This window comes from Phreatobacter sp. GW821-FHT04C01 (assembly GCF_059420385.1).
Genome location: NZ_JBWKTP010000005.1, coordinates 445,149 through 458,567 on the forward strand (window position 1 = coordinate 445,149; position 13,419 = coordinate 458,567).

At 67.4% G+C, this 13,419-nt stretch carries 14 protein-coding genes; 10 read left to right on the top strand and 4 right to left on the bottom strand.

The window, feature by feature from the left end:
• Positions 1-16: 16 nt before the first annotated feature.
• From AC07WJ_RS21455 to AC07WJ_RS21470, 4 genes are all read right to left on the bottom strand, one after another.
• On the bottom strand, positions 17-1,459 hold the full coding sequence (locus tag AC07WJ_RS21455; RefSeq protein WP_494936675.1) for an efflux RND transporter periplasmic adaptor subunit: 1,443 nt from the start codon (positions 1,457-1,459) through the stop codon (positions 17-19).
• 46 nt (positions 1,460-1,505) lie between these two features.
• Positions 1,506-2,180 (bottom strand): response regulator transcription factor, encoded by a 675-nt coding sequence (locus AC07WJ_RS21460; protein ID WP_494936676.1) that lies wholly within the window; start codon positions 2,178-2,180, stop codon positions 1,506-1,508.
• A 282-nt stretch (positions 2,181-2,462) separates the two neighbouring features.
• Entirely contained in the window at positions 2,463-3,053 is a 591-nt protein-coding gene (locus AC07WJ_RS21465; protein WP_494936677.1) for a hypothetical protein, read from the bottom strand.
• Positions 3,054-3,216: 163 nt separating this feature from the next.
• Complete coding sequence (locus tag AC07WJ_RS21470) at positions 3,217-3,870, bottom strand: GntR family transcriptional regulator (RefSeq protein WP_494936678.1); 654 nt, start codon at positions 3,868-3,870, stop codon at positions 3,217-3,219.
• A 137-nt stretch (positions 3,871-4,007) separates the two neighbouring features.
• Here AC07WJ_RS21470 and AC07WJ_RS21475 point away from each other — a divergent pair, with 137 nt between their 5' ends.
• The 10 genes from AC07WJ_RS21475 to AC07WJ_RS21520 all read left to right on the top strand — a co-directional run bounded on the left by AC07WJ_RS21475 (position 4,008) and on the right by AC07WJ_RS21520 (position 13,127).
• Positions 4,008-5,126 carry an ABC transporter substrate-binding protein gene (locus AC07WJ_RS21475; RefSeq protein WP_494936679.1) on the top strand — a complete coding sequence of 373 codons (1,119 nt, stop codon included), beginning with the start codon at positions 4,008-4,010 and terminating at the stop codon, positions 5,124-5,126.
• Between the two features lie 4 nt (positions 5,127-5,130).
• Positions 5,131-6,855 (top strand): ABC transporter permease, encoded by a 1,725-nt coding sequence (locus AC07WJ_RS21480; RefSeq protein WP_494936680.1) that lies wholly within the window; start codon positions 5,131-5,133, stop codon positions 6,853-6,855.
• The gene (locus AC07WJ_RS21485; RefSeq protein WP_494936681.1) at positions 6,848-7,948 is read left to right on the top strand and encodes an ABC transporter ATP-binding protein; all 1,101 of its coding nucleotides are present in this window, start codon (positions 6,848-6,850) and stop codon (positions 7,946-7,948) included. Before AC07WJ_RS21480 ends, AC07WJ_RS21485 begins: the two co-directional genes overlap by 8 nt.
• A complete protein-coding gene (locus AC07WJ_RS21490) occupies positions 7,932-9,191 on the top strand; it encodes a CaiB/BaiF CoA transferase family protein (protein ID WP_494936682.1) in 1,260 nt (419 codons plus the stop codon). The genes AC07WJ_RS21485 and AC07WJ_RS21490 overlap by 17 nt, the downstream gene beginning before the upstream one ends.
• Positions 9,188-10,084 carry an HpcH/HpaI aldolase/citrate lyase family protein gene (locus AC07WJ_RS21495; protein ID WP_494936683.1) on the top strand — a complete coding sequence of 299 codons (897 nt, stop codon included), beginning with the start codon at positions 9,188-9,190 and terminating at the stop codon, positions 10,082-10,084. The genes AC07WJ_RS21490 and AC07WJ_RS21495 overlap by 4 nt, the downstream gene beginning before the upstream one ends.
• A gap of 129 nt (positions 10,085-10,213) precedes the next feature.
• Positions 10,214-10,474, top strand: coding sequence for a hypothetical protein (locus AC07WJ_RS21500; protein ID WP_494936684.1), 261 nt, complete (start codon positions 10,214-10,216; stop codon positions 10,472-10,474).
• Positions 10,471-11,430: a metallophosphoesterase family protein gene (locus AC07WJ_RS21505; protein ID WP_494936685.1), complete on the top strand. Its 960-nt coding sequence runs from the start codon at positions 10,471-10,473 to the stop codon at positions 11,428-11,430. Before AC07WJ_RS21500 ends, AC07WJ_RS21505 begins: the two co-directional genes overlap by 4 nt.
• Before the next feature lie 10 nt (positions 11,431-11,440).
• Positions 11,441-11,773: a cupredoxin domain-containing protein gene (locus AC07WJ_RS21510; RefSeq protein ID WP_494936686.1), complete on the top strand. Its 333-nt coding sequence runs from the start codon at positions 11,441-11,443 to the stop codon at positions 11,771-11,773.
• A 29-nt stretch (positions 11,774-11,802) separates the two neighbouring features.
• Positions 11,803-12,342: a sigma-70 family RNA polymerase sigma factor gene (locus AC07WJ_RS21515; protein WP_494936687.1), complete on the top strand. Its 540-nt coding sequence runs from the start codon at positions 11,803-11,805 to the stop codon at positions 12,340-12,342.
• Entirely contained in the window at positions 12,339-13,127 is a 789-nt protein-coding gene (locus tag AC07WJ_RS21520; RefSeq protein ID WP_494936688.1) for an anti-sigma factor family protein, read from the top strand. The genes AC07WJ_RS21515 and AC07WJ_RS21520 overlap by 4 nt, the downstream gene beginning before the upstream one ends.
• The last annotated feature ends 292 nt before the right edge of the window (positions 13,128-13,419 follow it).

Consider the following 13,419-nt stretch of genomic DNA (forward strand, 5'->3'; position numbering starts at 1 on the left):
ATCGACAAGCCGCGGCTCAGCGGGCGTCCGATGCCATCTGATCGAGGAACAGGCTGCCCTGCACCACCACTTGATCGCCGGCGGCCAGGCCCTCGGTGACCTGGATGAAACCGCTCTGAATCATCCCGGTCTTGATCTCGCGCAACGCCACGCGGCCTTCGCCCGACACCAGCCAGACATGGGCGCGCTCGCCCTGGCGGATCACGGCTCGCCGCGGCACGGCCGGCCAGTCGGTCGCCTGCTCGGTGAAGATGGTGACGGTGGCGAACATCTCGCGCTTCAGGATGCCGCGCGCGTTGGGCACGGAAGCGCGCACCACCAGCCGGCGCGTCGCCGGGTCGAACAGAGGACTGACATGGCTGATGGCGGCGCGGAAAGTCTGGTCGGGACGGGCCAGCACCCGGAATTCGATCTCGTCGCCGATATCCACCGCCGGGCTGTCGCCTTCGCGCACGAAAGCCTGCAGCCAGACCGACGAGGTATCGTCGACCAGGAACAAGGCGTCGCCGCCCGACCCCTGGACGAACTGGCCAGGGCCGACCTTGCGCTGGGCGATGAGGCCGCCGATCGGCGCGACGATCGGGGTCTCGGAATTGATCGTGCCGCGCTCGCGCAACTGGTTGAGATCGGCCTCGGTCTTGCCCAGGATGCGCAGCCGGTTTTCCACCGCTCTGAGCGCCGCCACCGCGGCGCGTTCATCGGCCTGTGCGCCCTTCTGGTCGGCCTGCGCCTGTTCGAAGTCGCGCAAGGTCGCCGCGCGGCCGTTATAGAGATCGCGCTGGCGCCGTTCGTTGATGTCGGCAAGCCGCAACGCGGTACGGGCCTTTTCCAGCCCGGATACGGCGGCCACATAGTCGTTCTGGGCGGCCACCATGTCGGTCGCCTCGATCGTGCAGAGCACCTGGCCCTGCTGCACGATGTCGCCGGGCTTGACGAGAATGCGAACGACCTTGCCGGCATAGGGCGAAAGCACCGGGGTCGCCCGATCCTCATCGGTGGCGATCTTGCCTTCGGTGGTGAACTGCGGACGGAACGGCTTCAGCGAAACCGGTTCGATCACGATGTTGCGCCGCTCGTTGTTCGACAGCGCAATCGAGCCGTCGCCCTTGCCGGTCGACGGCGGCGGCGTCTCCGCGCTCGGCCGCCCGCCAACTCCCAGGCGATCGAGCAGCGACGCCGACAGCGTATTGGCGCGTCCCTCCGGAACCATGTCGCCCAACGCGAAATAACCGGCGGCCAGCGCCAGCAGCAGGGTGCCGGCCAAGACCAACGGCACGCTGGGCGCGCCAAACAGGGGGAATTGACGGCGGGCCATCGGCGAAACCTTGAGGATCATGGGAGCCCGGCCTGCGCCGAGACTCGCTACTCCGCCGCCCGCAGCATGGCTGCGAGCGGCGGAACTTGCTGTGAAATCACATGCTTGTTCTAAGCGATCCGGCTTTGCCCTTGCCTGACGCATGCCGTCAGGCTTCTGAAAGCTGAGGCCCGCAGCTCCAGCAGACGCCTCACGCGGCGCTCCCGACATCAGCCTCGACGACATAGCCGTGGCCGCGCACGGTCTTGATCACCGGCATGTCGAGCTTGCGCCTCAGCCGCGCGATCAGAACTTCTATGGCATTGGAATCGTTATCTTTATCATCGCTGTAGATATGTTCGCGAATTTCGCCCTGCGACACCACCCGCCCGCCCTGGTGCAGGAGATAGCTCAACAGCCGATATTCGAGCGGGGAAACGGCGACGGCGCTGCCATTCACCGTGACCGCCTTGCTGCGCGTATCGATCTCGAGCGGCCCCGCCGAAAGAATAGCCGACGCGTGTCCCGTGGCACGGCGTGCCAGGGCACGGACGCGCGCCACCAGCTCCTCCATGTGGAATGGCTTGGACACATGGTCATCGGCGCCGGCATCGATGCCCAGGACCTTTTCCCGCCAGCCGTCCCGGGCGGTCAGCAGCAGGACCGGCATGCCAAGCCCGGCCTGTCGCCAGCGGCGCAAAACGCTGATGCCATCAAGCCGCGGCAGGCCGAGATCGAGCACCACCACGTCGAAACTCTCATGCGCGCCACGGAACCAGCCGTTTTCGCCATCGGCACAGACTTCGACGACGAAGCCAGCGCCTGACAGCGCCTTGCTGATATCGGCGACAATGCGCCGTTCATCTTCAACCAGAAGGACGCGCAAGCCACATCTCCTTGCCGGGGGTCGGAGCCGGGCCGTCCATGGACGGGCCGGCAGCCCGACCTTCGGGACGCCGCCATCGCTATGAACCGGTCCGGCTTGCTGCGGCCTGACGCGCGCTGCAGGGCAATCGACAGCCAGCCTGGCAAAGATGGCGGCGACCGCGGCGAGAAGCATTCATGGTGAAGCCCCGTCGCGCCGGCCGGGCCCGAGCCGACGCCACCACGACCGCAAGGACATCGGCCGGCCCGACCAGGACCTCCCAGGTCCCTCGCTTGGCGAAACCTATTCGAACAGCCGCGAGACCGCGTTACGCGCCGATGTCACGGACTGGACGACCTTGTCCTCGAACGGCAGTTGCGGCAATTGCAGGCCGAACAGCCGGTGGCGCGGCGCTTCCGCGACGGGCGGCTGGAGCGTCATCATCGCCGCGAGCTCGAGCGGCGCGGCGGGCCGCGGCGGCGGCATCGGCATCGGCACCGGCATGGGCGCCACCGACGCCTGCGTGCCGGTCCGGCGAACCTCGCAGCGCTGGCCGCAGCCACGCGCCGCCGCCGCGGGCTGAACGCTTGCGGCCGTTTCCACCGCGATATTGGCCGGCAGGGTCGCCGCCCGCGCTGGTTCGGAGGTCGCCTTGCCGATATCCTCCAGCGGCGGAGCCGCCGGCCGGACAAAGGCCGCGTCGAGATCGGCGGTCGGCGGCGCCAGCGGCACGACGACCCGGGCGGGCGCCATGGTCAGGCCGAAGCGCGGCAGCAGCTGCGGCACGACGACCGTCGCGCAGACGGTCGCGGCGACCGAGATAACGACCTGGGCGGCAAGCTTGCCGCTGCTCGCCATGACGGCGGCGAGCGCGCGGTGAAGGACGTTTGCCATGACGGCTCCGTGCATGTCTGTCGCGGCCCTAACAAACAAGGATTTGGGGCGGCAATACGGTGCCTTTCGCACCATCGGCGGCCTGTTTCTTGTCTGATTGTTTCGCATAGGCGCCGCTCATGCGCGGACATTCGGCCGCCCGTGAGCCACCGGCGCGCGATGGTCAGCCGAGCCCCGTCTCACCGCTCGGATAATTGGCCCCCGAACCGCTGATGTGCTGGCGCACGGCAGCCACCAGCGCGTCGATATCGCGAGCCTCGATCGCCGCCACGATGGTGCGGTGATCGGCGGCACTCTTCTCCAGCGAGGCATGGGACGGCCATAGCGCGATGGGCCAGCGAATCGAGCGATTGCGCATTTCCGTGGTCAGCTCGCCGAGCGTCCGGTTCGACGCGCAGCCATAGATGGCATCATGGAAATCGGCATTGGTCCGGGCCTGGTCGACCCGGCTGCCATGCGCAATGGCCGTCTCGAAGGCCTGCTGCGTGGCCTTGATCCGCGCCAGCTCGGCCGGACCGATCTTGGGCAGCGCCTCGCGCGCCGCCGCGGTCTCGACGAGGATGCGGATCGCCAGGATCTCCCTGATGGCCGTCATGTCGGGTACCGCGACCCGATAGCCGCGATTGACGACGTGCTCGACCGTACCGCGCACGGCCAGTTCGCTCAGCGCGCTGCGCACATCGAAGCGCTTGGCGTGGAAGCGCTCTTCCAGGTCGATCTGGCGCAGCCATTCGCCCGGGCGGTAGGCGCCGTCGCGGATCGCCGCCGCCATCTCTGCCGCCAGGTGGCGCTTTTGCTCCTGCCTGCCCGCAGTCATGCGTCCCCCATTTCCTCTGCAGCCCGGCGCCCATCTGCCCGCGATTCTTCCGACTTGACAGCCCAAAGTACGGCGCCCAAATTGGCGCCAATATATGCGCAAAAAAGACAAAACGCGAATCCGGGAGGAAATGCACGATGCCGACGATCGACCGCAGAGAAGTTCTCGCACTGTCCCTGGTGGGCGCCCTCGGCATTCCCGCGGCACGCGCGCAAGCTGCGCCGGCCGGCTATCCGGAGAGTTACCGCGACACGATTGCCCAGGCGGAACGCGAAGGCAGCCTGCTGATCTATTCGATCATGTCTCCGGAAAACTGGCGACCGGTGATCGAGGCGTTCAACAAGCTCTACCCGAAGATCAAGGTCGAGACGCTCGACCTGCCGGCCTCACGCGAAAGCTTCGAGCGCTATCTCGCCGAGCGCTCGACCAACAGTCGAACCGCCGACCTGATCGCCACCGCCGATCCGGGCGGCTGGATCGACTTCCAGGCGCGCGGGGAGATCCTCGACTATGCCTCCCCCGAGGCCAAGGCCTGGCCGGATTGGGCGAAGCCCTTTGCCGGTCTCTACACCGTGTCGTCGGACCCGATGGCCTTCATCTGGAACAACACGCTGGTGCCGGACGGCAAACGCCCGAAGAGCTTCGCCGAGTTCCTCACGCTCGCCGCGTCCAACGAGCGGACCTGGCGCAACAAGATCACCAGCTATGGCGCACACCAGACGACCTTCGGCTACGGCATCAACTATGCCTTCGTGAAGAAGCATGGCGAGAAAGCCTGGGCCTGGTTTGCCGAACTCGCCAAGCTGCAGCCGCGCTTCGAGCGCTCGGGCGGGCCGATGACCGAGAAGGTCACCGCCGGCGAATATGCCACCGGCTGGTTCGTCTCGGCGATCACCTTCTGGCCGAGGCTCGCCGACCCGGCGCGCGCCCGCATCCTCGGCTGGAGCTTCATCGCCGACGGCCAGCCCATGGTGCTGCGCGGCGTGGCCATCCCCAAGGGCTCGAAGAACATCAATGCGGCCAAGCTGATGCTCGATTTCATCATCTCGGAGGAGGGCCAGCGCGCCTTTGGGCGCGGCGGCCTGACGCCGGCCCGTCCGGGCATCAAGCCCGGTGACGGCATCCGCCACACCTATTCCTCGATCGCCGAGATCGTCGGCGAGCAGAACATGATCTATGTCGGCTACGATGCCGATGCCTTGAAGGATTACGACGCGTTCCTGGCGCGTTGGAAGCAAACCTTCAACATCCGGTGACGGCGTGACCCTTGCCCACCACGCCACGCCGGATGCGCTTCCGAAACCGAAGGCAGGTCGCGACACGACGATCCAGTACGGACTGGCGCTGCTGACCGTCGTGCTGGTCGCGGCCCCGCTCCTGCCGGTGCTCTACCAGTCGCTGCTCGACCGCGCGCTCTATGACCCCGGACAGTCGTTCACGCTGGCCAATTTCGGCCGGCTGTTCGGGACGCAAGGCTTCGGCCTGGTGATCTGGAACACCTTCGTCTTCGCCGGTCTCACCACGCTGATCTCGCAAACCCTGGGCACATTGGCCGCCGTGCTGTTCGGCCGTACCGACATGCCCGGCGCCCGCGTTTTTGGTGAGCTGTTCCTCTGGCCGATCTATCTCTCGGCGCTGGTCCTGTCGTTCGGCTGGTACACGATCTACGGGCCCGCCGGCTATCTGACCCTGCTCGCCCAGGACTGGCTCGGCGGCGCGCCCTGGGACCTCTATTCCCTGCCGGGCATGGCGATGATCGCCGGCGTCTCGCAGGCTCCGGTCGCCTATATCTATTGCATGTCGTCGGCGACCATCACCGACCCTTCGCTGGAGGAGGCGGCACGCGTCGCCGGCGCCGGCACGTTTCGCACCTTGCGCCGCATCACCTTGCCCCTGCTCATGCCGGCGATCGCCTATAGCGCGGTGCTGAACTTCACCGTCGGCCTGGAACTCCTGGCGATTCCGCTGGTGTTCGGCGATCCGGCCGGTATCACCGTGCTGACCACCTTCCTTTACAACAATGGCGTCGCCTCGGCCCGGCCGGACCATGGCCTGGTGGCGACCGCCGCCGTGCTGATGCTGGCGGTGGTCTGCGTGCTGGTCTGGCTGCAGGGCCGCCTGCTCGGCAATACCCGCCGCTTCGTCACGCTCGGCGGCAAGGCGACCCGCCCCCGGCCGTTCCGGCTCGACCGGCTGCGCTGGCCGCTCTTCGCCGTTTCGGCGGTCTATATCGCCGCGACCGTGATCGCCCCGATCGGTGCCCTGCTGTTGCGCGCCTTCACCAGCCTGCTGTCGCCCATGGTGCCGCTCGCCGACGTGCTGACGACGGCGAACTTCGCCAACATGTTCGAATATCCGGTCTATCCGCGCTCGATCTGGAACTCGTTTCTGATCAGCGCGCTCGGCGGGATCATCGCAACGGCGCTGATCGCGCTGATCGCCGTCATCGTGTTGCGCTCGGAGTTCCGCTGGCGCGGCGCGCTGCATTACGTGGCGCTGTTTCCGCGCGCCGTGCCCGGTGTCGTTGCGGGCATCGGCTTCTTCTACGCCTTCGCCCTGCTGCCGGGGCTCGGCGGCATGCGCAACACCATCTGGATCCTGATCATCGCCTTCACCATGCACTACATCCCGGTCGGGCTCGGCGCGGTCGCGCCGATGCTGATGCAGATGAGCCCGGATCTCGACCGCGCGGCGCGCGTCCAGGGCGCCGACTGGTGGACGACGAGCCGGCGCATCGTGCTGCCCTTGATGCGGCCGGCGCTGGTCGCCTGTTTCACCATCCTCTTCATCACTTTCTTCAAGGAATACACCACCGCGATCTTCCTGTTCGCGCCAGGCAGCGAGGTGATCGGCACCACCTTGCTGCAGGCCTGGACGCAGGGCGAAGTCGGCCTGGTGGCCGCACTGGCAACCATCCAGGTCGTGGTCATCGGCACCTGCGTCACCCTGGCACGCGCGGTATTCGGAGTGCGCCTTCATGGCTGAACTGACGATCGAGAACCTGAACAAGCATTTCGGCTCCGTCCGCGCGGTCGACGACGTCAACCTGACGGTGGCGGATGGCGAATTCGTCACGCTGCTCGGCCCGTCGGGCTGCGGCAAGTCGACCACGCTCGGTGCCATTGCCGGCCTGGACCAGCCGACCGGCGGCCGCATCACGGTGGGCAGGACGACCTATTTCGACGGCGAGCGCGGCATCTTTCTGCCCCCCGAGGCGCGCAATTGCGGCCTGGTGTTCCAGAGCTACGCGCTCTGGCCGCACATGACCGTCTACGACAATGTCGTCTTCCCGCTCACACTGCGCAAAGTTTCCGGCCCCGAGCGCAAGCGGCGGGTAGAGGAGGCCCTGGCGCTGGTCGAGATGGAGCGCTTCCAGGCCCGTTATCCGCACGAATTGTCCGGTGGCCAGCAGCAGCGTGTGGCGCTCGCCCGGACCCTGGTCTACAGCCCGGAAATCCTGCTGCTCGACGAGCCGCTGTCGAACCTCGACGCCAAGCTGCGCGACCGCGCGCGCACCTGGCTCGGCGAACTGCGCACTCGGCTCGGGCTCACCACCATCTATGTCACCCATGACCAGGTCGAGGCGCTGGCGCTTTCCGATCGCATCGTGGTGATGAATGGCGGCCGCATCGCGCAGATCGGCACGCCTCAGGAGATCTATCAACGGCCCGCCGACGGTTTCGTCGCCGACTTCATCGGCACGACCAATTTCCTCGCGGGCGAGGTTGCCGAAGCTGCGCAGGGCGGAGAAACCACCGTGACCTTGCCCGGCGGTCAGCGCATCGCCATCGCCACCGAGCGGCAAGCGGCCAAGGGGGACAAGGTCACCCTCGCCTTCCGTCCAGAGCACATGCGCGTCGTGCCCGAAGGCCCTGCCGACCCCGGCGGCTCGGTGATCCGGGCGCGCGTCACCAGCCACGCCTATGTCGGCGGGCGCTGGCAGATCGGCCTCGACCTCGGCGGAAGTCCCCTGCGCATCGAAACGGCGGACGCGACCGGCGCCACCGAACTCAGCCTCTGGCTGCCGGTTTCCGGCGGCCTTCTTTTCCCAGGACAAGCGCATGCCAAATCCCTCTGACAGCAAGGCCGGCGCCGGCCTGCCGCAGGCCGATTACACCCCCGGCGTTCGTGGCCCGCTGAGCGGCCTGCGCGTGGTCGACCTGTCGCGGCTGGTCGCAGGCAACCTCTTGACCCAGCATCTCGCCGATTTCGGTGCCGACGTGATCAAGGTCGAACCGCGCGAGGGCGACACCTTGCGCGGCTGGCGCATCAACAATGTCGAGACCACCTGGAAGGTCCATTCGCGCAACAAGCGCAGCCTCTGCGTGGAGTTCCGCCATGACGAGGCCGTGCCGCTGATCCGCCGGCTGGTGCCGGGCGCGGCCATGCTGATCGAGAGCTTCCGGCCGGGCACCCTGGAGCAGATGGGCCTCGGCCCGGATGAACTGCTCGAGCTCGAACCGAAACTGGTGATCGTGCGCATTTCCGGCTGGGGCCAGACCGGCCCCTATCACCGCCGCCCCGGCTTCGGCACGCTGGTCGAGGGCTTTTCCGGCTTTGCCGAGATGAATGGCTTCGCCGACCGCGAGCCGGTGCTGCCACCGATGTATCTCGCCGACGCCTTGTCCGGCCTTACCGGCGCCTTCGCCGCCATGGCGGCGCTGCGCGAAGTAGAGGTCAACGGCGGCCGCGGCCAGGTGATCGACCTGCCGCTGCTCGACCCGATCTTCAATTCGCTCGGGCCGCAGGCGGCCAATTACCGGCTGACCGGCAAGCTGAAGCCGCGCAGCGGCAGCCGCTCGACCGGCTCGGTGCCGCGCAACGTCTATCGGGCCAAGGACGGCGGCTGGGTCTGTCTCTCCGCCTCGACCCAGGGCATGGCCATGCGTGTGCTGCGCTCGATCGGCCGCGCCGAGCTCTGCGAGGATCCGCGCTTCAAGACCAATGAACAGCGGCTCGTGCATGTCGAGGAACTCGACCGCATCATCGGCGACTTCGTCGGTGCCCGCACCGTCGACGAGAACGTCGCCTTCTTCGAAGCCGAGGAAGTCACCATCGGGCCGGTCAACGACATCGTCCGTTTCATGCAGGACCGGCACGTGCGCGACCGCGCGCTTCTGGCCGACTATCCCGACGAGGACATGGGCAGCTTTCCGATGCACGCCGTGCCGGCCCGGCTTTCCGCGACGCCCGGCAGCATTCGCGCCCCGGCGCCGAAGCTCGGCCAACACACCCGCGACATCCTGAAAGAGGCCGGGCTCAGCCAGGCGGAGATCGAGGCGGCGCTCGCGTCGGGCCTCGCCAAGGAGAAGACGGCATGACCACCGGTTCCAAATTCCCCATCTGGCGCTCGGCGCTGTTCGTGCCCGCCAATGTCGAACGCTTCGTCGCCAAGGCGACCGAGCGCGGCGCCGATGCGCTGATCATCGATCTCGAGGACAGCATTCCGCTGGCGCAGAAGGAGGCGGCGCGCGCGCTGGTGCCTGGCATCGTCGCGCGCTTCCGGGCGCAGGGCCGTTCCGACGTGATGGTGCGCATCAACCAGCCGCTGGAACTGGCCGTACGTGATCTCGAGGCTGCCGTCATCGCCGGCGTTGACGCCATCAAGATCACCAAGGTCGAGGGGCCGGAACATCTCCGGCTGCTCGACGAGATGGTCACACGGCTCGAACAAGCGCGCGGACTGCCGCTCGGCAAGATCTGGTTCATCGGGCTGATCGAGGCACCGGGGCCGCTGGCCCGCGCCCATGAGATCGCGCGCTCCACGCCCAGGCTCGCCGGCATCTCGCTCGGCGCCGAGGACTATGCCACCGCCATCGGCGCCAAGCCTTCGGAAGAGACCATGCTGATGCCCAAGCAGCAGATCATCCAGGCCGCCACCGCCGCCGGCATCCTGCCGCTCGGCACCATCGGCTCGGTGGCCGATTTCGCCGACATCGAAGGTTATACGCGTATCGTCCGCCGCTCCGCCGATTTCGGCTTTGTCGGCTCGGCCTGCATTCACCCGTCCCTGGTGCCGATCCTCAATGCCGGTTTCAGCCCCTCGGCCAAGGAGGTGGCCGAGGCCGAACGCATCGTGACGCTCGATCGGCAGGCAGCCGCGGAAGGCCGAGGCTCCTTCGCCATCGACGGCAAGATGATCGACATCCCGATCGTGCAAAGGGCGGAGGCATTGCTCGCACGCGCCAGGGCGATCGCCTCAAGGGCGGGGTGAATCTGGTGGCCGGGCGCGCCGGCCGACGCACGCAAGCGTGAAGCCATGGCAAGCAAACCTCGGGAATAGCTGCACGGCCCGACGAGTCTGTTCCTCGCACGCCGCAATCAGGCGTTCGAGGAGCATCCGATGAAAACACGCCGTCACGACGATCATGAGAAAGAGCGGCGGGCCTGCCGCCATGCCCTGGACTGCATGCTCTGGGATTGCCTCGTCTCGGGCATGGCCGGCTTGCCGGCCTTGTCACAGCAAAATGCCGGATCCCGACAGGTCGCGCCGCCGGATCACGCCAGTGTGAAGTCCGGCAGCCTCCGGCGCGGGAATAAGGCTGCGCCCGATCAGGTCTCCTCCCTGCACGCCGCCGATCGGCGGTCCGGGAGGGCGAGATGAGCGCAAACGATCACCACGGCCATCACGACGACGGGCAGACCCGCCGCCACGCGCTGGAATGCATGATCTGGGCGGGAACCGGCATTCTCTGGACGGTGGCCGGCGGCGTGCCGCGCTCACTCAGCCTGCTGGATCGCGCCGAGGCGGCCGAGGCCGCCTCGGCCGGCTTCACCTTCCTGCAGATCTCCGACAGCCATATCGGGTTCGACAAGGCGGCAAACCCGCATGCCATCGACACGTTGCAGGAGGCCATCGACAAGGTCAGGGGCCTGCCGGCCAAGCCGGCTTTCATGATCCATACCGGCGACATCACCCATCTGTCGAAGCCTGCGGAATTCGACGACGCCGCCCGCATCATCGGCAGCGCCGGCCTGGACGTCCATTACGTCCCGGGCGAGCACGACGTCATCGACGAAAGCAACGGCAAGGCCTATCTCGACCGCTATGGCCGGGGCGCCAGGGGCGCCGGCTGGTATTCCCTCGACCAGAACGGCGTGCATTTCATCGGCCTGGTCAATGTCGTCAATCTCAGGGCCGGCGGTCTCGGCATTCTCGGCCCCGACCAGCTCGCCTGGCTCGCCGATGACCTGAAAGGCGTCAGCGCTTCAACCCCGATCGTAGTGTTTGCCCATATCCCGCTCTGGACGGTCAGCGCGGAATGGGGCTGGGGCACCGACGACGGCGCGCAGGTGCTGGCTCTGCTCCGACGGTTCGGCTCGGTCACCGTGCTCAATGGCCATATCCACCAGATCATGCAGAAGGTGGAAGGCAACGTCACCTTCCACACGGCGCGCTCGACCGCCTTCCCGCAACCGGCTCCCGGAACCGCCCCGTCGCCCGGCCCTCTGGTCGTCGCGCCGGGCGAATTGCGCAATCTGCTCGGGATCACCCGCGTATCGGTCACCCGCGGTCAGGAGCGGCTGGCGATCGTCGACACGACACTTTCCGGCCAATGAGGAACAGCGCATGACCCGCCCCGCACTTTTCGCCGCAACGGCTCTCGCGAGCCTCAGCCTCGCCATGGCGCCCATGCCGCTTTCGGCAGCCGCCGACACCCACATCACCATCGACAACTTCGCCTTCGCGCCCAAAAGCCTCACCGTGAAGACCGGCACCACCGTGATCTTCGACAATGCCGACGATAGCCCCCACACGGTGGTGGCCAGCAACGGTGCGTTTCGGTCACCGGCCCTCGATACCGGCGGCAAATATGCCTTCACATTCACGACGCCGGGGATTTTCGCCTATTATTGCAGTCTCCACCCGCATATGCAGGGCATGATCGTGGTCGAGCCGTGAGCCAAGAGCGATAAGGTGGCGCGAGCCTGATGAGCGAGCTGTCGCGCGCCCGATTTCGCGACGTGGTGCTGCCCCATCTCGGCGATGCCCTGGCGCTTGCCCGCTGGCTGACCGGCAATGGCCATGACGCCGAGGACGTCGTGCAGGAGGCCTGCATCAAGGCGCTCGCCGGCATCGACGGTTATGCCGGCGGCAGTCCCAAGGCCTGGCTGCTCGCCATCGTGCGCAACGCGGCCTTCACCTGGCTTGCCAGAAACCGGCCGAAAAGCCTCGTCCTGGTCGGCACGGCCGAGGCACTCGAACAGACCACACCTCAGGCCGACGCCATGCTCCGGAGCCTGGCCGACGGGCCGGAAGCCAGCCTGATCGCCAAGGCGGAGGCGGCGGCGGTGGAAACGGCGATTGCCGGCCTGCCGCAGCCCTTTCGCGAGGTGCTGGTGCTGCGCGATATCAACGAGCTGAGTTATCGGGAGATCGCGGCCATGCTGTCCATTCCCATCGGCACCGTCATGTCGCGCCTGTCGCGAGCCCGCGGCCTGGTGCTTGCCGAACTCGAGCGATCGACATGACAGAGCCCGACCCCATGGCTCCCGATCCGGGTGACCATCGCCTGATGATCCAGGCGCTTGCCGACGGCGAACTCGATGCCGCGACCACGCTCGCACTGGAGCGCCGCTTCGCCACGGATCCCGCGCTCAAGGCGGAGTATGAGCGGATTGTCGCCTTGAAACGGATGATCGGTGGCCTGCCCCGCCCGACCGTGCCGGCAGGTTTCGAGGCCCGGATGATGGCCCTTGGCCAACCGGCCGCGGCGGCGGCGGGCCCGAAGCCGTGGTCTTTCGACTGGCGGGCCCTTGCCGCCTCGATCATCGTCGCCGCCGTCCTCGCCGGCGGCGCGACCTATCTGGCGCTCAGGCCCGACCCCGGCCTGGTGGTGGCCGAAGCGGTTGCCACCAGCCATCGCCGCGCGCTGCTGGCCACCAGCCCGGTCGACCTCGTTTCCTCCGACCGCCACCGGGTGAAGCCATGGCTCGATGCCAAGCTGGGTATTTCTCCACCCGCCACGGACCTCAGCGGCGACGGCTTCGTGCTTGTCGGCGGCCGCGTCGACGTCATCGCCGATCAGCCGATTCCCGCGCTGGTTTATCGCCGGGGCGAACATCTGATCACGCTGCTGGCGATCCCACGGTCGCCGCGTGAAGCGGCAATGCCGACCGCGCGGCCGCTTGCCGCCGGTGGCCTGATCATGACCCATTGGACCGATGGCGCCTTCGCCTACTGGGCCGTATCGGACCTGGAGCGGGCAGACCTCGACCATTTCGTCGCGCGGTTCCGCGCCGGCGCCGCGAACTGACGGGGAGTAGCGACGGCAGGCTGGCCCGCTCCGGCATGTGCGCCTCGCCTTGCATGGGAGAGCCGCACATGCCGGCTCCCGAACCCGAGTGGATCGTTCCCAGGATCAGCAGCCCTCGTCTACCGAGCGGCGCCAATAGCGCGCTCGCATCTCTCCCCATCGTGATTTGCCCGATGACGCGCCCCCTTCCGGCCGATGCGCCCGCGCTCTAGCATGAGCCTGGGCCATGAGGGGCGGTAGCCTGCCCTATCGTTGCGAAACGGCACGGAAGCGAATTCGACGCGCCGCCTGG